Here is a 21451-nt window from a genome sequence, read left to right on the forward strand (position 1 = left end):
CACCGTGTCAATTAAAAATGTGCAAAAAGCACATATATCCGCCCAACTGCGCGATCTGCATGGCTCGCTGGTTGAGATCGTGGGGGTGATGAATCGCCCGCAACGCGACGAAGCGATGGTCCGCGAAGCCGGTATTGCGCTGGATCGCGCCCTGTTTCCGCTGCTGGTGCTGGTGGAGCGGCTGGGTCCGATTGGCGTGGTCGAACTGGCCGACCGTGTAGGCCGCGACTACACCACGGTCAGTCGTCAGGTAGCGAAGCTGGAAAGCCTCGGCCTGATCTTGCGCCAGGAGAGCAAGCTTGATCGCCGGGTGCGAGAGTCGGTCATCACCGCGAAAGGCAAGGTCATGACCGACCGTGTGGACGAGGCGCGGGAGAGGATCGGCATGTCGATCTTTTCCACGTGGGACGAAGGCGATTTCGACAATCTGGTGCGGCTGATGCGCAAGTTTGCCGAGGACATCAAGGACGATTCGGTACGTGCCATACAAGACAACGACTGACCGGGGTGTTCGCGCAACAACAGTGCTTGGACAGCTTGTGCTGAATCAATACTCGCCCTCTCCCGCCAGAGCAACCGTATCCCATTGAAATAGAAGCTTTTATTCTTATGGCATGGCGCGTGCAAACGCCTTCGTATACCTCCGAAGGATGCACCCATGCCCCAGACATTGCCCCAGGCGCTGTTACACCAAGCACACACCCGTGGGTCGGCGATCGCATTGCGTTACAAACGCCTGGGTATCTGGCACGAGCGCAGTTGGAGCGAACTGGCGCACGACGTCAGCGGCCTCGCCGCGGCCCTCTACACGCTTGGCTTTGGCCGCGAAGACAACCTGCTGATCATCAGCCAGGCGCGTCCCGAAGCACTCTCGCTGACATTGGCCGCGCAGTGGTTGGGCGGCAGCGTCACCTTGCTGGATCCTAACTGCGACAACCGCGCGCTGCTGGCAGACCTCAAGCCAGGCTTCGTGCTGGCGGAAAACCTGGAAGCACTGCAACAACTCCATGAACGCGGTGTGGCGCTGTACCTGGACGGACGCGGCCTGAATCACCCTCAATTTGCCGACGTGATCGCCTATGCTGACTTGGGCACCGACACCCCTGCGCCGGCTTGCGCCCTTGAAGCCACCGCCCCCGCCTTCGTGTTCCACGCCGAAACCACCGTGCAGTTGAGCCATGCTCAATTGCTGACCGGCGCACGCACGCTGGTGACTCGAGAACAATTGAGCGGCGACGAAGAAGCCCTCGCGGCACGGGTGTTCGCCGCGAGCGGTCAAGCGCGTTACCTGCTTGCACCCTGGCTGCACGCAGGCTTTCGGCTGAATTTCCCCGAGGCCCTGGCCACCCGCGACACCGACCGCCGAGAACTTGGCCCGACCCTGGTGATGGGCACTCGTGAATCGTATGCGCGCCTGGAGCAATCAATACACGAACGCCTGCCTCTGCCAGGCACATTCGGGCACCGCTTGTACCACTGGGGCATGCAGCCTACGGCGTCGCGCGTGCGTCGCTGGCTGGGGCATTGGCTGATACGTCGGCCCTTGCTTGATGTGCTGGGTATGAGCCGCCTGCGTGTGCCCTTGCTGATCGGGCCGGCGCTGAGCCCGCAAAGCGCAGCCTTCTTTGGCGCGCTCGGCATTCACCCCGGCAACTGGCAGGAACCTTTCTCCCGCCAGGCATCCACCGACCACTTGCTGCCCCAATCGGTCTGACGAGCCCTCCATGCACACACCCACTGAATCGGTATTACTGCGGCTCGATGACATCTCCCTGTCGTTCAAGGGCATCAAGGCCATCACCTCCATCAGCTTCGACGTGAGAGCTGGCGACATCTGTGGGCTGATCGGCCCCAACGGCGCGGGTAAAAGCTCATTGCTCAACGTAATCAACGGGGTCTATCACCCCCAAAGCGGCAGCATCCGCTATGCCGGCCAGACCCGTCGGCGCATGCGTGCGCACCAGGCGGCCGAGGGTGGTATCGCGCGCACCTTCCAGAACATCGCGCTGTTCAAGGGCATGAGCGTGCTCGACAACGTACTCACCGGGCGCAACCTCAAGCGCCGCGGCAGTTGGGTCGAACACATGCTGCGCCTGGGTCGGGCACCGAGCGAGGACGCGCACCGCCTGCATGCGGAAAAGGTGATCGCCTTTTTGCAGATACATCCCTGGCGCCATGTGCCGGCAGGCACCCTGCCCTATGGCTTGCAAAAGCGTGTCGAACTGGCCCGCGCCCTGGCATCCGAACCCACCCTGTTGCTGCTCGACGAACCCATGGCCGGCATGAACGCCCAGGAGAAGGCACAGATGAGCCAGTTCATCCGCGACATCAACCGTGAGTTCGGTACCACCGTGGTGTTGATCGAGCACGATATCGGCGTGGTCATGAGTTTGTGTGACCACGTAGTGGTGCTCGACTACGGCCGCAAGATCGGCGACGGCACCCCGGCGCAAGTACGCGCCAACCCCGATGTCATCGCAGCCTACCTGGGAACCTGAACATGGAATTTTTCTTTGAGGTGCTGATCGGCGGCTTGCTGGCCGGCGTGATGTATTCCCTGGTGGCGATTGGTTTTGTGCTGATCTACAAGGCGTCGGGCGTGTTCAATTTTGCCCAGGGCGCCATGGTGCTGTTCGCCGCGCTGACCTTCGTCAGCCTGCTGGAGCGCGGTTTCCCTTTCGCAGTGGCCTTCCTGATAACGCTGGCGAGCATGGTGGTGCTGGCGTTGTTGATCGAAAAAGTGGTGTTGCGGCCGCTGGTCAATCGCCCGCCGATCATCCTCTTCATGGCCACCCTCGGGCTGTCCTACATGATCGAAGGTTTCGCCCAGTTCCTATGGGGCGCGCAGGTGCATGGCCTGGACCTGGGCATCGCCGATGAGCCGTTGGAAATTCGCGGCATGCTGCTGTCGCAGTTCGACCTGTTTGCCGCCGGCACCGCCGCCGTGCTGGTGATCGTGCTGTCGCTGCTGTTCAACAAGACGCGGGTGGGCCTTTCGTTGCGCGCGGTCGCCGACGACCCGCTGGCGTCCATGGCGATAGGTATTCGCCTGCCGCGCATCTGGGCGTTGGTGTGGGCGGTGGCAGGCTTTGTCGGGCTGGTGGCGGGGTTGCTCTGGGGCGCGCGATTGGGGGTGCAGTTCTCGCTATCGCTGATCGTGCTCAAGGCGTTGCCGGTGCTGATCATCGGCGGGTTCTCGTCAATCGGCGGTGCGATTGTCGGCGGCTTGATCATCGGCGCGGTGGAGAAGATCGCCGAGATTTACCTCGGCCCCGTCATCGGCAGCGGCATTGAAAACTGGGTGCCCTACGTCCTTGCCTTGCTGTTTTTGCTGGTGCGCCCGGCCGGGTTGTTCGGCGAGCGCGCCATCGAACGGGTCTGATCGCCTTTTAAGGAAACCTGCATGCTGTATCAAGAAACCGGTCAATTCAGTACCTCCTACGCGAAGGAGCGCCGCACCTTTCGCTTGCGCCAGGATCGCATCGCGCTGCGGCTGCTGCTGGGCTTCGCCTTTTTAGCCGTGCCCTGGCTGGGCAACGACTATTGGTTCAGCGCGATCCTGGTGCCGCTGCTGGTGTTATCCCTGGCGGGCCTGGGGCTCAACCTGCTGACCGGTTATGCCGGGCAACTCTCACTGGGCTCGGCGGCGTTCATGGCGGTGGGCGCGTTTGCCGCCTACAACCTGCAACTGCGCGTACCCGGCCTGCCGCTGCTGGTGAGTTTTGCCCTGGGCGGTGTGATCGCCGCGCTCGTGGCGGTGCTGTTCGGTTTGCCCAGCCTGCGCATCAAGGGTTTTTACCTGCTGGTGGCGACGCTGGCGGCGCAATTCGTGGTGGAGTGGGTGCTCACGCGTTTCAGTTGGTTTACCAACGACAACGCCTCCGGGGTCATTACCTCACCACCGCTACTGATTGCCGGATTGGACTTCAGCTCACCCCGAGGTCGCTACCTGTTGACCCTGGCGGTGGTGGTAGCGCTGTTCTGGCTCGGCAAAAACCTGGTGCGCAGCGAACTGGGTCGCAACTGGATGGCGGTACGCGACATGGACACTGCCGCCGCCGTCATCGGCATTCGCCTGTTGAAGGCCAAGCTCTTGGCGTTTGCCATCAGCGGCTTCTACCTCGGTGTCGCCGGCTCGCTGTGGGCGTTCGCCTACCTTGGCACCGTGGAGCCCCACGGCTTTGACCTGAGCCGTTCGTTCCAGGTGCTGTTCATCATCATTATCGGCGGCCTCGGCAGTGTGCTCGGCAACTTCCTGGGCGCTGCGTTCATCGTGCTGTTCCCTATCCTGCTGGGCAATCTTTTCGGGCTGCTGCCCTCCGGGCTGATGGACGCCGGCCAACTGGAAAACATCCAGAAAATGCTGTTCGGCGCGCTGATCGTCGCCTTTCTGATCAAGGAACCGGAGGGGCTCGCCCGCTTATGGCAGCGCTTTCGTCAACGGGCCAGGGTTTGGCCATTGCGTTACTGAACTCAATAACCCCCCGAGGAATCGCCTTCATGACACACCGCTTATCGCTGCGCCGCCTGGCATTGGGCCTGGCCTTGATGACCGTCGGGTTCGCCGCCAGCGCCCAGGCTGCCAACGAACAATACTTCCCCTTGCAGAGCTATCGGGTCGGGCCTTATGCCGCCGGCGGCACAGGCTTCTTCGGTGGTTTCATCGACTACCTGCAATACATCAACTCAAAGGGTGGCGTGAACGGCGTCAAGCTGACCTGGAGCGAATGCGAGACCGAGTACGTGGTAGAAAAAGGCGTCGAATGCTATGAGCGTCTCAAAGGCGGACTCAATGGCTCGCCGGCCGCTGCTACCAACCCGCTGTCGGTGGGCATCGCCTACGCCACGCTGGAACGCTCCACCGCCGATAAGCTGCCACTGATCACCATCAACCACGGGCGCACCGACTCCACCGACGGCAGTGTGTTCCCTTACGTGTTCCCGCTGCAGCTCAACCCTTACTCGGAAGTGTCGGCGATCATCAATTACATCGGCCAACGCGAAGGCGGCGCCGACAAGCTCAAGGGCAAGAAAATCGCCGTGCTCTACCACGGCTCGCCCTACGGTAAGGAAACCAACGGCGTACTCGAAACCCTGGCGAAAAACGCCGGCTTCGAACTGACCTTGCTTGAAGTGCCGCATCCCGGCAACGAACAACAATCGCAGTGGCTGAACATTCGTCGGCTCAAGCCGGATTGGGTGATCCTGCGGGGCTGGGGCGTGATGAACCCGGTGGCGCTCAAATCCGCGCAAAAAGTCGGTTACCCGGCGGATCACATTATCGGCAATATCTGGAGCAACTCAGAAGAAGACGTGGTGCCGGCCGGCGCTGCGGCCAAGGGCTTTATCTCGATCACCACCCACCCTTCGGGCACCGATTTCCCGGTACTGCAAGGCATCAAGGCAAGCGTGGTCGACGCCGGCAAGGGCAACCTGGCCGACCCTAAACGCTTTGGCACCGTGTATTACAACCTGGGTGTGGTCAACGGCATTCTGAACGTCGAAGCGTTGCGCCTGGCCCAGGAAAAATACGGCCAGAAACCGCTGACCGGTGAGCAAGTGCGTTGGGGCTTCGAACACCTGAACCTCGACGATGCACGCTTGCAGGCGCTGGGTGCCAAGGGCTTGGTGCAACCGCTGAAACTGTCCTGCGCCGACCACGAAGGCGGCGGCGCCGTGCGCTTTCAGCAGTGGGACGGCCAACGCTGGAACCTGATCAGTGACTGGGTACAGGCTGACCGCGCGCTGCTGCGCCCGATCATCGAAGCCTCCGCGGCCCAGTACGCGAAAGAGAAAGGCATCACGCCGCGCGATTGCAGCAAGGAGGAGTAAGCGCCGACAGATTCGCAGCCGGAGTCGATGGCATTGAGTCAATGCGAGCATCGCAGCCTGGCTGAAGCTCATATTCAACCGGCTTAGCTTGAAGTCCGCACATCTTTATTGAATGAAGTTTCACTCCCCCACTGCAGAGCCGCGCCGGCCACGCCAACCCTCGGCGGGGTTGGCGCTGCTTCGCGCCATGGAGTACGGGCGGGAGTTCAGCGAGCAGGAGCGTCGCTGTGTGATGAGCACCGATTGGATACAGAACAATCAGCCATTTGTATTGTGTACAAAAAACCCTAAAGATTTACCGACGCCGAGCCGAGACAACAGTGATAGCAATTCGCCGCAAGCCTGTCAGGTGCGCGATGACTTGCGCCGCCCTCTCCGCTGATGGTCGTCTCGATGAAAATAAAAAATAAGCTGGTACTGGCATTCGTCTCCGTTGCGTTCATCCCGGTGAGTCTGGTGGCCGTGATTTCAGTCATGAACACACGTACCCAGGCGGTGGATCAGTTCATCGATGGCAGCACCCGGGAAATCCGCCAGATCGATGGCAATATCCGCCAGTTCTTCGATGGCACGCTGCAAAACGTCGATCAAATGGCCGCCGACCCTGTATACACATCGGTCAACACGCTGAAGAATTACCAGCCCGCCGATGCGGCCAGCCAGCCGCTGCCGGCGGAAGCGCAAGCGGTGATCGACCGCTTCGCGCGCTTTGGCGCCACGCACCCGGCGGCGGCGATCCTGTCCATCGGCCTGGAAGACGGCACCTACGCCAAATGGCCCGATGACCCGCAGTTGGCCAAGTACGATCCGCGCACTCGCCCCTGGTACAAGGCGGCCATGGCCAGCCCCGGCAAGACCGTGCGCACCCCGGCTTACTATTACGACAAAGATGACGTGGCCCTGGTCGGCACCGCACGGGCGTTGCTGGATAACGCCGGCAAGCCCAAGGGCGTGTTCGTGGTCAGCGTGTCGCTGAAGAACCTCACCGAACTGCTCAAGAGCATCAAGCTGGGTGAAAGCGGCTACGTGATGCTGATCGAGGACGGCGTGGTACTGGTCGACCCGCGCAATGCAGCGCACAACTTCAAGCCGCTCAAGGACCTAGGCGCACCCTATGCGCAACTGGCCGACACTCCCCAGGGTTCGACCGAAGTGGTGATCGACGGCGTGCGTTATATGGCCAACGTCTGGACCTCCCCCGGCCTCGGCTGGCGCTATGTAGGGCTGATCGAATACAACGAAGTGATGGCGACCGCCACACGCATGACCTACCTGACCGCCGTGATCGTAGCGGTGCTGGTGCTGATCTTCGGGCTGATTGCCGCGGCGTTTTCCAAGGTGATCGTCAAGCCGATTGGCCAGGTCAGCACCGGCTTGCAGTCGATCGCCCAAGGCGAAGGCGACCTGCGCCACGAGTTGCAGGTGCAGGGCAAGGATGAAACCGCCGAACTGGCCGGCTGGTTCAACAAGTTTCTCGCCGCGATCCGTCAGTTGATCCAGCATATCGGCGCGGCCTCGACCAACTTGCACGACGCCTCCAAGGTCAACAGCGAAGTGGCGCATAACATGAACGAAGCGGCCGGGCGCCAGCGTGAAGCGGTGGAATTGGTGTCCACCGCGTTCAACGAAATGGTCGCCACCGCCAACGAGGTTGCGCGCTCATGCAGCGGCGCGGCGGAATCCGCCGAGAACGGCCATCGGCGGGTGGCCGAGGGCAAGCAGCAGATCGAAGTGACCACTGATAACGTCAACCGCCTGGGTCGCCGCTTGACCGAGTCCTCCCAGGCGATGGTCGAACTGGAAGCCGGCAGCCGCAGCATCAACCAGATCCTCGGCACCATTCGCGCCATCGCCGAACAGACCAACCTGCTGGCCCTCAACGCGGCCATCGAAGCCGCCCGCGCCGGCGATCAAGGCCGAGGATTCGCGGTGGTGGCGGATGAAGTGCGGGCCTTGGCCAAGCGCACGTCCGACTCCACCGGCGAGATCGAACACCTGCTCGGCGCCCTCGGCAGCAAGACCGAAGAAGTCACACAGAAAATGAGCAGTTGCCTGGACCTGTCACGGGCCAGCGTGTCGTCCATCGAAAGCGCGCGGGACAGTTTCGAGGGTATCCAGACATCGGTGAACGAGATCCGCGACCAGAACCTGCAGATTTCCGCCGCCGCCGAGGAGCAACACAGCGTGGCCGAGGAGATCAACCGGCATATCCAGCAGATCTACGACGAAGCGCGACTGGTGGAAAGCCTGGCCAACTCGGCACAGGACGATTCCGGGCGCCTGTCGAATTTGTCGAATGAGCTCAATAGCTTGGTGGGGCGATTCAAGTCCTGAACATTCGTCTATCGGGTTCCTCTGCCAGGTGGTCGACGATCAGCCGGCGGAGGGCGCTATCTGGCGTGATGCTTTTTAGCCGCGACGAAGATTGACTGTGGGAGCTGCTGCTTCCTATCGCTGTGAAGCCATCCAGGCTACAAAAGCTTGAAGTCGAGCCGAGAACTTTTCGCTGTCGGCACTCGGGTTCCGGGCTTCAAACAAGAAGAATGCCACCTGGACAACCATCGTCGGATACTGACGTGCGAACAGCGCAACATGTTCTTCAAGTGTTTGCGGCCATGCCGATGCCTCTTCTGCACACAGTATCTGGGTGGCTCTGATCAGCTTGCGTGACGCTGCACGTTGCAGGCGAAGTCGTTCTTGCTCGGTGTCGGCACGCGCGATGCGTCGAAGGTAAGCTGTCAGCACCGCGTCAAAGTCTCCATTCATGGCCAGGGCGACGTCCATTGACGGCCGAAATCGCTCAAACCGCACGCCCAGATCATTACCCCAGACGCACCGACAATGATGCTTGAGCCAGAAGCCCCAGCTATTCCTGTTTTCGGCGGCCAGTACCTCTGCGCGACTGCCAATATCGAAATCTACCTTGGTCACTTGCGGGTGCCGCAGTTCCAGGTCACACCGGACCCTTTCCAACATTTCCAAGATCGCTGTAGTCGGCGACTCACGCAGCACTAATGTGAGATCAAGATCGGAAATACCTGGGAGCGCCTCGCCGCGCGCGACACTCCCATAGAGGTAAATCCCATCAACCCCCAAGTCTGGCTGCGAGAGCACATTGCAGACATCCTCAAGCAGTGGCTGAAACTCAAGCTGCACGGGGGCTCGGGAAACGGTAAAGATAAAGCCTTCGGCGTCCACGCCCGTGGACCGAGATTCGCTCATGCGTGATGCTTCTCGATCACCAGCCCTTCAGCCTCACTCGGCACACAGAAGTGGCGGGTAATCAGGTCAAACTCGGCATCCGTGGCGGCAAAGTCATGTTCACCCCGGGCGTTGCGCGCATGCAGCCGGGCGCGGCAGGTGGCATCGTCCAGTTCCAGGTAATGCAGGCAGTGCGGAACCTGGGCTGCGCGTGCCAGCCCCAGCAACCATTCGCGGTTGGCCAATGTGTTGGCAGGGAAGTCCAGTACCACGTTGACGCCTGACTGCAGCACATTGATCACCAACGGCCCCAGCACGCCACGAATACGCTGGGCGCAGCTGAGGTAATCGGCAATGGAACTGATTTCACCCGGGTAAAGCGTGGCCAGCCAATGGTCTTCGCTGAGCACAATGGCAGCGTGCTGGGTGGCCAGGGTCTTGGCGAGTGTTGATTTGCCCGAGGCGATCTTGCCGCACAGCAAATGCAAGGTTGGCATGGGTAGAGATCCTTCTTCCAGGTTGAACGTCGATTGAATGCTCATAGCCGGTACTGGCATGCGAAGCCGATGCGAGGGGCATCGAACGGCCTGATGGTAAATGATCTGAGGGGTTCTAGGGGCTCAGGTGGTCAACCCTGCCAAGGGTTCATCCGACAAATTAAGTTGAATCCTCGATTTTGTCGGGGGTCATCTATACCGGAACGACACAAAATGGAGGTGATTATGAACCTTGCAATGACACTCTTCAGTCTGTTCGCCGGTTGGATGGCGATTGTGATGTCGATGATGTGGGGCGTTCTGCGGGTGTTGCGCTGGCATCATGATTAGCACGCCGGATGGACGTTATTTTGTGGTCAAGGGCCAACTGTGGCGCTGCACCAACCCGGCGCTGGATGAAGCCACCCGCCAGCGTCTGGTCCACGCGCTGATGGACGCGCGCCGTGCAGTCAAAGCGGCCAAGGCCTCGAGTGATCCGCAACAGTTGAGTGCGGCGCGGCAGCAGGTGCAATGCGCCAAGGTCGCGCTCGGCGAGCGCGGCCCCGTCTGGTGGGATGACGGCAGCCCCGACTTCAATCGTTATCAGGTGGCCAATACGCCGTATGCCGAGTGGTACGAAAACATCTCGACATGAAACCCCAATGAACTTTCTTACAAACGCTGCGCTCCTTTCCTATGCAAACCCTTCAGGCAAAGCCACCGCGCCCTGAATCCAGGAACGCTGAACGATAAGGAGCAACTGCCCCATGACTACCCTCCCCGCCCACTACGCGACAAGGCCAGGGCCGCTGCATGCGATCTTGCTTGCCGGCAGCGTTCCGTTATTTCTGGGCGCTTTGCTCAGCGATATTGCCTACGGTCAGACTTACCAGATTCAGTGGGCCAACTTCGCCTCATGGTTGATTGCCGGTGCGTTGGTGTTCAGTGGGTTTGCGCTGTTGTTCGCGCTGGTCAACCTGCTTCGGGCGGAGCGTAAATCCGGGCGACCGACTGTTTACTTCCTGTTGTTGCTGGCCGCCTGGGTACTGGGCCTGATCAACGCCTTCCAGCATGCCAAGGACGCATATGCCATGATGCCCGCCGGTCTGGCGCTGTCGAGCATCGTGACGCTTCTGGCGGTGGTTGCAACCTGGGTCGGCCTCACCGATCTGCGTTCGGGAGATGCCAAATGAAGACCTCCAGCACCCTGACGCTATTGAGCGCTGCCTTATTGCTGACCGCCTGCGGTGGCGAAGGTGACAAGACCCAGGCCCACGGCCCCGACCCCAAGTTGCCGGAACAGCAAAGCAGCCTGCTGCCCAGCATGAAAATCGCCGAACCCGCGCCTTGGGGCGCAGAAAAACCTAAGGTGCCCGAAGGCTACAGCGTCACCGCCATCGCCACCGATCTCGCCATCCCGCGTCAAACCCTGGTGCTGCCCAACGGCGACATCCTGGTAGCCGAAGGCCGTGGCGGCAGCGCGGCCAAGCTCAAGCCCAAGGACGTCATCGCCGGCGTGATCAAGGCCCAGGGCAACACCCAGGTCAAGGGGGGTAACCGCCTCACCCTGCTGCGCGATGCCGACGGTGATGGTACGTATGAGCTGAAAACCGTGTTCGCCGACAATCTCAACGCGCCCTACGGCCTGGCCTTCGCCGACGGCAAACTCTACGTGGCCAACCAGGACGCGCTGGTGCGCTTCGACTATGTCGACGGCCAGACCAAAGCCAATGGCCCGCCCGCCACCGTCACCAACCTGCCGGCGCAGATCAACCACCACTGGACCAAATCCCTGGCGGTGAGCGCCGACGGCCGTCAGCTCTATGTCGGCATTGGCTCCAACAGCAACATCACCGAACGCGGCATGGAAGTGGAGATTGACCGGGCGATGGTCTGGCAGATTGATGCCGCCACCGGCGCGCACAGGCCGTATGCCACCGGCCTGCGCAACCCGACAGCCCTGACGATCCAGCCGGGCTCGGGGCAATTGTGGACGGTGGTCAACGAGCGCGATGAACTCGGCCCCGACCTGGTGCCGGATTATCTGACCGCTGTGCGCGAAGGCGCCTTCTACGGTTGGCCGTACAGTTATTGGGGCCAGAACGTCGACAACCGCGCACAACCGCAGAACCCGGCGAAAGTCGCCGCGGCGATCAAGCCCGATTACAGCCTGGGTTCCCATGTGGCGGCACTCGGCGTGGATTTCTCGATACCCGAAATGGGTGCGAAATTCGCCGACGGCGTGTTTGTCGGTGAGCATGGCAGTTGGAACCGTGACAACCCGGTGGGCTACAAGGTGATCTTCGTTCCGTTCAGCAACGGCAAGCCCTCCGGTGAGCCCGTCGACTTCGCGACAGGCTTTCGCGACGCCGATGGCAAGACCCGTGGGCGCCCGGTGGGCGTGACCGTGGACCAGAAAGGCGCGCTGATTATCGCCGATGACCTCGCCAACACCGTCTGGCGGGCGACCCGAAACCGCTAGACAACGGCGTTGACATGCTTGCCTGAGGCAACAATATAATTGCCTCAGGCAAACATTCGAGCGCCATCATGTCTACGATCCTGAGCGAACGCGCCGGCATCATCCGTGCTTTCAACCGCTTCTATACGCACCAGATCGGTGTGCTGCAGGAACACCTGCTGCAAAGCGACTTCTCCCTTACTGAAATACGCGTGATGTACGAGTTGTCCTCCCGAGGCGACCTGACCAGTACCGACCTGTGCCAGATGCTCGGCCTGGACGCCGGTTACCTCAGCCGCCTGATCACCGGGTTCGAAAAAAAAGGACTGGTCCAGAAGGTCCGCTCAGCCACCGATGCGCGCGCAGTGCAGCTGCATCTCAGCGACCTCGGCCGTCGCGTACTCGCTCCACTGGAACAGAAAACCCAGCAAGAAGTCATCGCCTTGCTGCAAGCCCTGCCCGAACCGCAACAACAGCAACTGACTGCCTCCATGCTGCGCATCCAGACACTGCTGCAAGGCCGCGCACCAAGCTATCTGCTGCGCGACCCGCAACCCGGCGACATGGGTCGGGTGGTACAACAGCAAGCGGCGCTGTATGCCCGCGAATACAACTGGAACTGGGAGTTCGAAGCATTGGTGGCGGAGATTGTCGCCAAGTACTTGCGCGAATTTGATCCGACCTGCGAACGCTGCTGGATCGCCGAAAAGGACGGTGAGGTCGTGGGCTCGGTGTTCGTGATACGCCATGACGCGACTACGGCCAAACTGCGCATGCTCTACGTGGACGCCAGTGCACGGGGCATGGGCATCGGCCAGCGCCTGGTGGACGAATGCCTGCGCTTTGCCCGGCAGGCCGGCTACCAACGCATGGTGCTCTGGACCATGAGTGCGCTGACCGATGCATGCAAGCTCTATCGCAAAGCCGGTTTCACGTTGATTGAAGAAGAACCTACCCACAGCTTCGGCAAATCCCTGGTCAGCCAGACCTGGGCGCGTGAGCTGTAGGCCGGGGCCTGGTCACCCAAGCCCCGCACCGCTTACAGGTCGGTGATTTCCTTGTGGCGCGGCACCAGCGCTTTCATCACGCTCCACGCCACCAGGTACGCCAGCGCACAGATCGCAAACATGATCATGTAACCGGTGTGAATGTCATTGACGGACTTGTAGTAGTCGAACACCCAGCCGCCGATCTTGGTCATGACCACGCCGCCCAAGCCACCCGCCATGCCGCCGATGCCTACTACGGACGCCACGGTTTTTTGCGGGAACATGTCGGACACGGTGGTGAAGATATTGCACGACCAGGCCTGGTGTGCCGACGCGCCCACGCCGATCAACAGCACCGGCACCCAGAAGCTCAGGTAACCCAAAGGCTGCGCCAGCAAAACCACCAGTGGGAACAGCGCGATCACCAGCATGGCTTTCATGCGGCCGTCGTAGGGTGCATCGCCACGCGCCATGAAGTAACTGGGGAACCAGCCACCGCCGATACTGCCGACCATGGTCATGCTGTACAGCACGGCCAGCGGCATCACGATGTCCGCGCCTTTCATGCCGTACTGCGCCGACAGGTAGGTGGGCAGCCAGAACAGAAAGAACCACCACACGCCATCGGTCATGAATTTACCGAAGGCGAACGCCCAGGTCTGGCGATAGGTCAGCAACTTGAACCAGGAGACTTTTTTCTCCGCTGTACCGGCAGGCACAGGTGTGAAGGGCTGTAGGGTCTGATCACTGCGGATGTAGGCCAACTCTTCGGCTGAAAGGCGCTTCTGATCCTCGGGTTTCTGGTAAAGCGCGACCCATGCCGCGACCCACACGAAGCCCAATGCACCAATCACGATGAACGCGGCTTCCCAGCCCCATAAGCCCGCGATCAATGGCACACAGATGGGCGCCAGGATCGCCCCCACATTGGCACCCGAGTTGAAAATACCGGTGGCCAGGGAGCGTTCTTTCTTCGGGAAGTACTCCGCGGTGGCCTTGATCGCAATCGGGAAATTACCCGCCTCGCCAATCGCCAACACGGCACGTGACAGCATGAAGCCGGCAATTGACACCGGGATCACCGCCAGGCCTACCGCACCGCTGACCGCTGCGATACCCGCGCCAATCGGCAACGAGAACGCATGCATGATCGCGCCGGTGGACCAGATACCGATCGCCACGACATACGCGGCCTTGGTGCCGATCCTGTCGACAAACCGCCCGGCGAACAACATGGAAATCGCATAAACGAACTGGAACACCGCGGCGATGTTGGCGTAGTCGGTGTTGCTCCAGCCAAATTGCGTCGACAGTTGTGGCGCCAGCAAGCTGAGCACCTGGCGGTCGAGGTAGTTGACGGTAGTCGCGAAGAACAACATCGCGCAGATGGTCCAGCGATAGTTGCCTACCGCCTGGCCAACGCGCTGGGCGTTGAGGGGCTCGTTCAAGTTCATGGCATCACTTTTTATTGTTTTTAGGTAAGACACACGTAACGTCATATGTCGTCGTACAACTATGACTTTTATATCGAGCCACCTGATCACTGTCAATCGTCAAAATAGCTATTTATCGAGGGTATGTGACGGTATCCGACCTATGAGGCAACAGCAGTTGTAGGATGACAAACCCGCAGCACCAGGCTCGGCGCCTTACCCGGCACATCATCAAGCAGGCCGAAAGGCTGCATCCCGAGCTTTTCCAGCACTCGAATCGATGCCACGTGATCCGGCCGTACCAGGCCGAACACCTCGCTCAGGCCAAGGCTGCCAAATGCCAGCGCCAAAGCGTCACGCCCTACCTCGGTGGCATAGCCCTGCCCCCAGGCCTCCACGGCAAATCGATAACCCAGGTTGATACGCCGCTCGTGCAGGTAATTGAGCGGCGCTATTCCGCCAAAGCCGATGATGTGGTCCGGCGCCGCACGCTCTGCGATCGCCCACCAGCCATAGCCTTGCGTCGCCCACTGGTCCAGCCATTGATCCAGAAGCCGTCGCGCAGCATCCGGGCTGGCCAGCGGGCCCGCCGGATTGAACAGGTTGGTCTGCGGGTCGCCGAAGATCGCGAATAATCGCTGCAGGTCGGCAGGCTGTGGCTGACGGTAGATGAGGCGCGACGGCGTGGCAGGCATTTGAATAACTCCTTTGAAGGCTGACGAAGTTCAATCCATCTGCAAAAAAACGCAAACAGTGGTGAATTATTTCGCATGCGCTTGTATCTGAACTGACAGAGCGGTGCCATCGCAACGATGGCACCTCCCCTGTTCAGATTTAGAGTGGCCCGCATGAAATTACGTAAGAAAAGCGTCAAACCCATCGGATTGAAAGACATCACCATCGTCGACGACACCAAGGTCCGCAAGGCAATCACCGCCGCTGCCCTGGGCAACGCCATGGAATGGTTCGACTTCGGCGTCTACGGTTTCGTCGCCTATGTGTTGGGTAAAGTGTTCTTCCCCGACGCTTCGCCCAGCGTACAAATGATCGCCGCACTGGCCACTTTCTCCGTGCCCTTCCTGATTCGTCCCCTCGGCGGCCTGTTCTTCGGTGCGCTGGGCGACAAGTACGGGCGGCAGAAAGTGCTCGCCGCGACCATCGTGATCATGTCCTTGAGTACTTTTGCCATCGGCCTGATCCCCGGTTACGCCTCCATCGGCATCTGGGCACCGATCCTGTTGCTGCTGTGCAAGATGGCCCAGGGCTTCTCGGTCGGCGGCGAATACACCGGTGCCTCGATCTTCGTCGCCGAATACGCCCCCGACCGCAAACGCGGGTTCCTCGGCAGTTGGCTGGACTTCGGTTCGATTGCCGGCTTCGTGCTCGGCGCAGGTGTGGTGGTGTTGATTTCCAGCGTGTTGGGCGAAGAACAATTTGAAGCCTGGGGATGGCGCCTGCCGTTCTTCCTCGCCCTGCCCCTGGGCATCATCGGCCTGTACCTGCGTCACGCGCTGGAAGAAACCCCGGCTTTCCAGCAGCACATGGACAAACTCGAGCAAGGCGATCGCCAGGGCCTGACCCACGGTCCCAAAGTGTCGTTCAAGGAGGTCGCGACCAAACACTGGCGCAGCCTGCTGACCTGCATCGGTATTGTCGCGGCCACCAACGTGACCTACTACATGCTGCTCACCTACATGCCCAGCTACCTGTCGCACAACCTGCACTACAAAGAAAACAGCGGCGTGCTGATCATCATCGCGATCATGGTCGGCATGCTGTTCGTACAGCCGTTCATTGGGTTTATCAGCGACAAGATCGGCCGCAAGCCCTTCATCATTGCCGGTAGCGTCGGCCTGCTGTTGCTGGCGATCCCCGCATTCATGCTGATCACCAGCGGCAAGATCGGCCTGATCTTCGGCGGCCTGTTGATCCTGGCCATTGTGCTGAATTTCTACATCGGCGTGATGGCGTCGACCCTGCCCGCCATGTTCCCTACTCATATCCGCTACAGCGCGTTGGCCAGTGCCTTCAACGTCTCGGTGCTGATCGCCGGCCTCACCCCCACCGCCACGGCCTGGCTGGTAGAAAGCACCGATAACCTGTACATGCCCGCCTACTACCTGATGCTGTTTGCCGTGGTCGGCCTGATCACCGGCCTGACCATGAAAGAAACCGCCAATCGTCCACTGCGCGGCGCCGCGCCGGCGGCCTCGGACATGGAGGAAGCCAAGGAGTTGCTGCGCGAACATCACGATAACATCGAGCAGAAAATCGAGGACATCGATGCCGAAATCGCCGAACTGGAAGCCAAGCGCAAGAGCCTGGTAGAGCAACATCCACGTATCAACTAAGCTACAGGCGTGGCGGCGCTGGCCGCCACGCAACCAGAGTGTCGAACTATGATTCCAAGCATCACCTCACCACACGCATTACTCAGCGCCGACGAGCGTGCTGCCATTGCCGAGATCGAAGCCACCACCAGCATCCTGCAATTGGTGACCCGCCTGACCGGCATGCGCTTTGCCGGGATTGCTAAATTCACTGACCTGGAATGGGTGGTCTGTTCCGCGTATGACACCGCCGACATGGGTATCCACGTCAATGACGTGCTCGACCTGGAAACCACCCTGTGCAGTGAGTTCTGCGTCGACCCCCAGGCGCTGTTCATCCCGCAGATCAGCCAGAATGGCCGCTTTGCCGCACGCCCGGTGGTCAAGCAATTCGCGATTGAAAGCTACGCCGGCGCGCCTATTTTCCTGCCGGACGGCCGCCTGTTCGGCGCGCTGTGTGCCCTGGACTCGCGGGCGATGCTGTTTGACGACCCCAACCTGCCGGAAACCCTGAGCCTGTTTGCGCGGCTGATCGGGTGCATTTTCTTCGCTAACTTAACGGCGGCCGAACAGTAACACCCTGCTTGCCCCGTAGCGCGGCCACATCGCGCTTTGGGGGCACGCCGAACAGTCGGCTGTACTCACGACTGAATTGTGAAGGGCTTTCATACCCCACTTTGAAGGCGGCACTGGACACGTCCTGGTGCTCGTTCAACATCAAGCGCCGCGCTTCGTTCAAGCGCAGCCACTTCTGATACTGCAACGGGCTCATTGCGGTGAGCTGGCGGAAATGATGATGAAACGTGGCCGCGCTCATTTGCACGCGAGCCGCCAATTCATCCACCCGTAAGGGTTCGTCGTAATTGAGCTTCAACCAGTCGATCGCCTTGGCGATGCGATAGCCCTGACCGTCCACGGAACAAATCTGGCGCAGACGCCCGGCCTGATCGCTCTTGAGCAATCGGTAGTGGATTTCGCGTTGAATCAACGGGGCGAGCACCGGTATCGCCTCGGGCTCATCCAGCAACGCAACCAACCGCGCAAACGCCATCAGCAGGCCCTCGGTGACAGTGCCGATTCCTACCCCCTTCATCACTGCCCTTTCTCGGGGCGACGGCAACTCACCCTGAGCGATCAATTCGGCCAGGATCCGCACGTCCAGCTTGAAGGTCAGGCCCAGGCAAGGCAGGGCTGCACTGGCGGCCAGCACCTCGGAGTTGGCCGGAATGTCCAGCGAGGTCAGCAGAAATCGCGAGGTGTCGTAGGGGTAACCCACGCCGCCGACCCACAACTGCTTTGCGCCTTGGGCGACCAGCACGATGCTTGGCTCGACCATGCATACCACCGGCGGCGCCGGCTGCTCACGCCGATAAAAGCCCAGGCCCGGGATAGGCGTTGGGCAGTCACCCGGGGCTGAAACCTGCGAAGCGATGGTGTGGATCAAGCTATCCAGAGACGTTTGATTGATCTTCATAAAGGGCTCTTTTCTCTCGTCATGGAACTTTACCCCGGACAGTTCATGAACGTCCCCGGCAAACGTCAAGACTCAGAGGATCAGGCAAGTAATCCAGTGGAACGCACTACAGAACCACAGGCGACACCGGGAAAATGCCCGGACAAACCTTCTCACGGAACACGCCATGAAAAGCCTCTTGCTCGCCCTGAGTGTGCTGCTGACGTCTTTTTCTTCACTGGGAGCCGATATGTCCAATGGTGCCGACAACTTCTACAAAAGCGACAAGGTGACCGTCGAAAAAGTCACCTTCAACAACCAATATGGCATGCCGGTCGTGGCTAATCTGTTCGTGCCGAAAAACCTTGCGCCGGCCTCCAAAAACGCGGCAATTGTCGTCGGTCACCCAATGGGCGCCGTCAAAGAACAGAGCGCGAATCTCTACGCGACCAAAATGGCCGAACAAGGCTTCGTCACCCTGTCTCTGGATCTGTCGTTCTGGGGTGAAAGCGCAGGCTCGCCGCGTAACGCGGTGCTGCCTGACCTCTACGTTGAAGACTTCAGCGCCGCGATGGATTTCCTCGGCACACGCCCAATGGTTGATCGTGAACGCATCGGTGTGATCGGCATCTGCGGCAGTGGCAGCTTCGCCATTGCCGCGGCGAAAATAGACCCACGCTTCAAGGCCATCGCCACCGTGAGCATGTACGACATGGGGGCGGCCAACCGTAATGGCCTCAAACACGGCGTAACGCTGGAGCAACGCCGGCAACAGCTGCGCCAGGCGGCCAACCAGCGCTACGTGGAATTCCAGGGTGGCGACAGCGTCTACACCGGTGGCACCCCGCACGCCCTCAGCGGCGATACCGTGGGCGATGAGTTCTACGATTTCTACCGCACCCCGCGCGGCGCATTTACCCCTGCCGGCGCATCGGCGCAAACCACGACGCAGCCGACGCTGACCAGCAACGTGAAGTTCATGAACTTCTACCCGTTCAACGACATTGAGACGATCTCTCCGCGCCCACTGTTATTGATCGCCGGCGCTGATGCCCACTCCCGCGAATTCAGCGAGGATGCCTATCAGCGTGCCGCCGAACCCAAGGAGCTGGTGATCATCCCTGGTGCCGGCCATGTGGATCTGTACGACCGAGTCAATCTGATCCCGTTCGCCAAGCTCACCGCATTCTTCAAAGGCAACTTGAAGTGACCGCCGATAACACTCATACGCACGGTTGGGCTGCGGTGTTCGCGATGTCCCTGGCGGCGTTCGCCCTGGTGGCCTCTGAATTCATGCCCGTGAGCTTGCTGACCCCGTTGGCGGCCGACCTGCAGATCTCCGAGGGTCAGGCCGGCCAGGGTATCTCGGTATCCGGGCTGTTTGCCTTGCTCACCAGCCTGGTCATTGCGGCTGTCGCGGCACGGGTTGATCGCAAACGCCTGTTGCTGGGGTTGACCTTGCTGATGGTCCTGTCGGGAACCGTGGTTGCGCTGGCGCCAAACTACCTGGCGTTCATGTTCGGCCGCGCGCTGATTGGCGTGGCCATAGGCGGTTTCTGGTCGCTGTCGGCCGCCACTGCGATGCGCCTGGTGCCATCGGCCCAGGTGCCGCGCGCCTTGGCTATCGTCAATGGCGGTAACGCATTGGCAACAGTGATCGCGGCACCGCTGGGCAGTTTTCTCGGCGGACTGATAGGTTGGCGTGGCGCATTCTTTTGCGTCGTTCCGGTCGCCGTGGTGGCTGGCGTATGGCTGCTGGTGAGCCTGCCGTCGATAAAGACGCCCGCCGCAACCCACTCCGGCAATGTGCTGCGCTTACTCAAAAATGCTTCGGTGGCTCTGGGTATGCTCGCTGTCAGTGTATTTTTCATGGGCCAGTTCATGCTGTTCACTTACCTGCGGCCGTTTTTGGAAAGCGTGACTCAAGTGAGTGTGTCCACCCTGTCATTGATGCTGCTGGTGCTCGGCCTGGCCGGTCTTGCGGGGACGTTCCTGATCGAACGGTTCTTGAAAAACGCTCTTTACCCTGCGCTTATCGCCATCCCACTGTTGATGGCCGTGATCGCCGTGGCGCTGGTGGCATTTGGCAGTTCCCCCATCGGCACCACGGTATTGCTGGGTTTCTGGGGCTTGGTGGCCACTGCCGCGCCGGTGGGTTGGTGGACCTGGCTGTCGCGCGAGCTGCCCGATGACGCTGAGGCCGGCGGCGGCTTGATGGTCGCAATCATTCAATTGGCGATTACTGCCGGTGCCACGGTCGGTGGCCTGGCGTTCGATCACTGGGGCTATCAGGCGACCTTTGCGCTGAGCGCGGCATCTTTGGGCATCGCCGCGCTGCTCGCTTGCCTGGCCGCGCGGCGCGCCTCGTTGACAGCCGTGGACGACCGCCCTAGCGGAAAAACTGACTCGGCGTCTTGCCGAACTGTTTCTTGAACATATTGGTAAAGGCGCTCGGGCTTTCGTAGCCCAGCTCGATCGCCACATCAATGATTTTCTCCCCCACCGCAATGCGCTCCAACGCCAATAACAACCGCGCCTGCTGGCGCCACTGGCCGAAGGTCAGGCCGGTTTCCTTGCGGAACAGGCGCTGGATGGTCTTCTGGTCGAGGTCCAGTCGGTCACTCCAATCCGCCACCGTCGAGGCATCGCCCGCGTCCTGTTGCAACGCCTGGCAGATGCGGTTGATGCGCGCATCGGCGGGCTGCGGCAACGACAGCGGCAGCGCCGGCAGAATCGCCAGCTCGTCGAGGATCAGGTGCATGATCCGCGCATCGCGGGAGTCCTCGGCATAAGGTGGCTTCAAACTCACCGACGCCTTGATCAGCTCACTGAGCAGCGGTGAAATGCTCACCGCCTTGGTTTCGGTGGGCAGATTTGGGAAGGCGTCCGGGCGCACGAATACGCTGCGCATCTTCAACGTCCCTACGCAACGCAGCGAATGCACCTGTCCGCTGGGCATCCAGAAACCGCGATTGGACGGCACCGTCCATTGGTTCTGCGCCGAGTGCACCACCATCACCCCTTCAACGGCGTAGAGTAGTTGGTGCTTTTCGTGACTGTGGTCGGGGATCACCCAGTTTTCGGGGTAATCCGTGGCGGAACTGATGACAGCCCAGTCGCCCTCATCGATCTCCTGCAAAAATTCATCCAGTGGTTTGATCATTTCGCCCTTTTTGCGATAGTTGCCTCCCGATTTTCGCGAGACAGGCATTTGCGCCGAATCTAGCATAAACGCCGAAACAATTTGAAATGGGCAGCCAGCTCAAGTACTGGCAG

At 60.6% G+C, this 21451-nt stretch carries 21 protein-coding genes and 1 pseudogene; 16 read left to right on the forward strand and 6 right to left on the reverse strand.

Annotated features, from left to right (window positions below):
* Window positions 1-4 precede the first annotated feature (4 nt).
* The 8 genes and pseudogenes from EXW71_RS02395 (at window position 5) to EXW71_RS29315 (ending at window position 8166) form a co-directional block, all read left to right on the forward strand.
* Entirely contained in the window at window positions 5-502 is a 498-nt protein-coding gene (locus EXW71_RS02395) for a MarR family winged helix-turn-helix transcriptional regulator (RefSeq protein ID WP_248730502.1), read from the forward strand.
* Between the two features lie 156 nt (window positions 503-658).
* On the forward strand, window positions 659-1714 hold the full coding sequence (locus EXW71_RS02400) for an AMP-binding protein (protein WP_134657441.1): 1056 nt from the start codon (window positions 659-661) through the stop codon (window positions 1712-1714).
* 10 nt (window positions 1715-1724) lie between these two features.
* Entirely contained in the window at window positions 1725-2498 is a 774-nt protein-coding gene (locus EXW71_RS02405) for an ABC transporter ATP-binding protein (protein WP_134657442.1), read from the forward strand.
* 2 nt (window positions 2499-2500) lie between these two features.
* Entirely contained in the window at window positions 2501-3382 is an 882-nt protein-coding gene (locus EXW71_RS02410; RefSeq protein ID WP_134657443.1) for a branched-chain amino acid ABC transporter permease, read from the forward strand.
* Between the two features lie 21 nt (window positions 3383-3403).
* The gene (locus EXW71_RS02415) at window positions 3404-4471 is read left to right on the forward strand and encodes a branched-chain amino acid ABC transporter permease (RefSeq protein ID WP_134657444.1); all 1068 of its coding nucleotides are present in this window, start codon (window positions 3404-3406) and stop codon (window positions 4469-4471) included.
* A 29-nt stretch (window positions 4472-4500) separates the two neighbouring features.
* Window positions 4501-5832 (forward strand): ABC transporter substrate-binding protein, encoded by a 1332-nt coding sequence (locus tag EXW71_RS02420; RefSeq protein ID WP_134657445.1) that lies wholly within the window; start codon window positions 4501-4503, stop codon window positions 5830-5832.
* A gap of 474 nt (window positions 5833-6306) precedes the next feature.
* Window positions 6307-7311: pseudogene (locus EXW71_RS29310) on the forward strand (cache domain-containing protein); the annotation flags it as partial.
* An 87-nt stretch (window positions 7312-7398) separates the two neighbouring features.
* Window positions 7399-8166, forward strand: a complete 768-nt coding sequence (locus EXW71_RS29315) for a methyl-accepting chemotaxis protein (RefSeq protein WP_372241316.1) — start codon at window positions 7399-7401, stop codon at window positions 8164-8166.
* A 114-nt stretch (window positions 8167-8280) separates the two neighbouring features.
* Here EXW71_RS29315 and EXW71_RS02430 read toward each other — a convergent pair whose 3' ends face one another.
* The gene (locus EXW71_RS02430; RefSeq protein ID WP_134657447.1) at window positions 8281-9054 is read right to left on the reverse strand and encodes a nucleotidyltransferase domain-containing protein; all 774 of its coding nucleotides are present in this window, start codon (window positions 9052-9054) and stop codon (window positions 8281-8283) included.
* Complete coding sequence (locus tag EXW71_RS02435) at window positions 9051-9530, reverse strand: ATP-binding protein (protein ID WP_134657448.1); 480 nt, start codon at window positions 9528-9530, stop codon at window positions 9051-9053. The genes EXW71_RS02430 and EXW71_RS02435 overlap by 4 nt, the downstream gene beginning before the upstream one ends.
* A 322-nt stretch (window positions 9531-9852) precedes the next feature.
* Between EXW71_RS02435 and EXW71_RS02440 the strand changes: the two genes are divergently transcribed.
* From EXW71_RS02440 to EXW71_RS02455, 4 genes are all read left to right on the forward strand, one after another.
* On the forward strand, window positions 9853-10164 hold the full coding sequence (locus tag EXW71_RS02440) for a hypothetical protein (protein ID WP_372241299.1): 312 nt from the start codon (window positions 9853-9855) through the stop codon (window positions 10162-10164).
* A 112-nt stretch (window positions 10165-10276) separates the two neighbouring features.
* Window positions 10277-10702, forward strand: a complete 426-nt coding sequence (locus EXW71_RS02445) for a DUF2231 domain-containing protein (protein WP_134657450.1) — start codon at window positions 10277-10279, stop codon at window positions 10700-10702.
* Window positions 10699-11991 carry a sorbosone dehydrogenase family protein gene (locus tag EXW71_RS02450; RefSeq protein WP_134657451.1) on the forward strand — a complete coding sequence of 431 codons (1293 nt, stop codon included), beginning with the start codon at window positions 10699-10701 and terminating at the stop codon, window positions 11989-11991. Before EXW71_RS02445 ends, EXW71_RS02450 begins: the two co-directional genes overlap by 4 nt.
* Window positions 11992-12059: 68 nt before the next feature.
* Complete coding sequence (locus EXW71_RS02455) at window positions 12060-12977, forward strand: helix-turn-helix domain-containing GNAT family N-acetyltransferase (RefSeq protein WP_134657452.1); 918 nt, start codon at window positions 12060-12062, stop codon at window positions 12975-12977.
* 32 nt (window positions 12978-13009) lie between these two features.
* On the opposite strand, the gene EXW71_RS02460 is transcribed toward EXW71_RS02455, so the two are convergent.
* Both EXW71_RS02460 and EXW71_RS02465 read right to left on the reverse strand, forming a co-directional pair.
* Window positions 13010-14413 (reverse strand): MFS transporter, encoded by a 1404-nt coding sequence (locus EXW71_RS02460; protein WP_134657453.1) that lies wholly within the window; start codon window positions 14411-14413, stop codon window positions 13010-13012.
* A 140-nt stretch (window positions 14414-14553) separates the two neighbouring features.
* Entirely contained in the window at window positions 14554-15087 is a 534-nt protein-coding gene (locus EXW71_RS02465; RefSeq protein WP_134657454.1) for a GNAT family N-acetyltransferase, read from the reverse strand.
* Between the two features lie 153 nt (window positions 15088-15240).
* Between EXW71_RS02465 and proP the strand changes: the two genes are divergently transcribed.
* Complete coding sequence (gene proP / locus EXW71_RS02470) at window positions 15241-16743, forward strand: glycine betaine/L-proline transporter ProP (RefSeq protein ID WP_123718556.1); 1503 nt, start codon at window positions 15241-15243, stop codon at window positions 16741-16743.
* 48 nt (window positions 16744-16791) lie between these two features.
* Window positions 16792-17298, forward strand: coding sequence for a GAF domain-containing protein (locus EXW71_RS02475; protein WP_134657455.1), 507 nt, complete (start codon window positions 16792-16794; stop codon window positions 17296-17298).
* On the opposite strand, the gene EXW71_RS02480 is transcribed toward EXW71_RS02475, so the two are convergent.
* Window positions 17273-18196: an AraC family transcriptional regulator gene (locus EXW71_RS02480; protein WP_134657456.1), complete on the reverse strand. Its 924-nt coding sequence runs from the start codon at window positions 18194-18196 to the stop codon at window positions 17273-17275. The two genes, EXW71_RS02475 and EXW71_RS02480, sit on opposite strands and share 26 nt — an antisense overlap.
* A 166-nt stretch (window positions 18197-18362) precedes the next feature.
* On the opposite strand from EXW71_RS02480, the gene EXW71_RS02485 reads away from it, so the two are divergent.
* Both EXW71_RS02485 and EXW71_RS02490 read left to right on the forward strand, forming a co-directional pair.
* Window positions 18363-19385 (forward strand): alpha/beta hydrolase, encoded by a 1023-nt coding sequence (locus tag EXW71_RS02485; protein ID WP_134657457.1) that lies wholly within the window; start codon window positions 18363-18365, stop codon window positions 19383-19385.
* A 44-nt stretch (window positions 19386-19429) separates the two neighbouring features.
* Complete coding sequence (locus tag EXW71_RS02490) at window positions 19430-20608, forward strand: MFS transporter (protein ID WP_134657898.1); 1179 nt, start codon at window positions 19430-19432, stop codon at window positions 20606-20608.
* Here the strand turns inward: EXW71_RS02490 and EXW71_RS02495 are convergent.
* Window positions 20565-21386 carry a helix-turn-helix domain-containing protein gene (locus tag EXW71_RS02495; protein WP_134657458.1) on the reverse strand — a complete coding sequence of 274 codons (822 nt, stop codon included), beginning with the start codon at window positions 21384-21386 and terminating at the stop codon, window positions 20565-20567. The two genes, EXW71_RS02490 and EXW71_RS02495, sit on opposite strands and share 44 nt — an antisense overlap.
* Between the last annotated feature and the right edge of the window lie 65 nt (window positions 21387-21451).

The organism is Pseudomonas sp. BCA17, assembly GCF_004519405.1.
Classification (GTDB): domain Bacteria; phylum Pseudomonadota; class Gammaproteobacteria; order Pseudomonadales; family Pseudomonadaceae; genus Aquipseudomonas.

What these genes read in the sequence shown, in the direction of transcription:
- EXW71_RS02400 (WP_134657441.1), top strand. Translation starts at nt 659, where the DNA reads ATGCCCCAGACATTGCCCCAGGCGCTGTTACACCAAGCACACACCCGT.
- EXW71_RS02405 (WP_134657442.1), top strand. Translation starts at nt 1,725, where the DNA reads ATGCACACACCCACTGAATCGGTATTACTGCGGCTCGATGACATCTCC.
- EXW71_RS02410 (WP_134657443.1), top strand. Translation starts at nt 2,501, where the DNA reads ATGGAATTTTTCTTTGAGGTGCTGATCGGCGGCTTGCTGGCCGGCGTG.
- EXW71_RS02415 (WP_134657444.1), top strand. Translation starts at nt 3,404, where the DNA reads ATGCTGTATCAAGAAACCGGTCAATTCAGTACCTCCTACGCGAAGGAG.
- EXW71_RS02420 (WP_134657445.1), top strand. Translation starts at nt 4,501, where the DNA reads ATGACACACCGCTTATCGCTGCGCCGCCTGGCATTGGGCCTGGCCTTG.
- EXW71_RS29315 (WP_372241316.1), top strand. Translation starts at nt 7,399, where the DNA reads ATGAACGAAGCGGCCGGGCGCCAGCGTGAAGCGGTGGAATTGGTGTCC.
- EXW71_RS02430 (WP_134657447.1), bottom strand. Translation starts at nt 9,054, where the DNA reads ATGAGCGAATCTCGGTCCACGGGCGTGGACGCCGAAGGCTTTATCTTT.
- EXW71_RS02435 (WP_134657448.1), bottom strand. Translation starts at nt 9,530, where the DNA reads ATGCCAACCTTGCATTTGCTGTGCGGCAAGATCGCCTCGGGCAAATCA.
- EXW71_RS02440 (WP_372241299.1), top strand. Translation starts at nt 9,853, where the DNA reads ATGATTAGCACGCCGGATGGACGTTATTTTGTGGTCAAGGGCCAACTG.
- EXW71_RS02445 (WP_134657450.1), top strand. Translation starts at nt 10,277, where the DNA reads ATGACTACCCTCCCCGCCCACTACGCGACAAGGCCAGGGCCGCTGCAT.
- EXW71_RS02450 (WP_134657451.1), top strand. Translation starts at nt 10,699, where the DNA reads ATGAAGACCTCCAGCACCCTGACGCTATTGAGCGCTGCCTTATTGCTG.
- EXW71_RS02455 (WP_134657452.1), top strand. Translation starts at nt 12,060, where the DNA reads ATGTCTACGATCCTGAGCGAACGCGCCGGCATCATCCGTGCTTTCAAC.
- EXW71_RS02460 (WP_134657453.1), bottom strand. Translation starts at nt 14,413, where the DNA reads ATGAACTTGAACGAGCCCCTCAACGCCCAGCGCGTTGGCCAGGCGGTA.
- EXW71_RS02465 (WP_134657454.1), bottom strand. Translation starts at nt 15,087, where the DNA reads ATGCCTGCCACGCCGTCGCGCCTCATCTACCGTCAGCCACAGCCTGCC.
- proP (WP_123718556.1), top strand. Translation starts at nt 15,241, where the DNA reads ATGAAATTACGTAAGAAAAGCGTCAAACCCATCGGATTGAAAGACATC.
- EXW71_RS02475 (WP_134657455.1), top strand. Translation starts at nt 16,792, where the DNA reads ATGATTCCAAGCATCACCTCACCACACGCATTACTCAGCGCCGACGAG.
- EXW71_RS02480 (WP_134657456.1), bottom strand. Translation starts at nt 18,196, where the DNA reads ATGAAGATCAATCAAACGTCTCTGGATAGCTTGATCCACACCATCGCT.
- EXW71_RS02485 (WP_134657457.1), top strand. Translation starts at nt 18,363, where the DNA reads ATGAAAAGCCTCTTGCTCGCCCTGAGTGTGCTGCTGACGTCTTTTTCT.
- EXW71_RS02490 (WP_134657898.1), top strand. Translation starts at nt 19,430, where the DNA reads ATGTCCCTGGCGGCGTTCGCCCTGGTGGCCTCTGAATTCATGCCCGTG.
- EXW71_RS02495 (WP_134657458.1), bottom strand. Translation starts at nt 21,386, where the DNA reads ATGCCTGTCTCGCGAAAATCGGGAGGCAACTATCGCAAAAAGGGCGAA.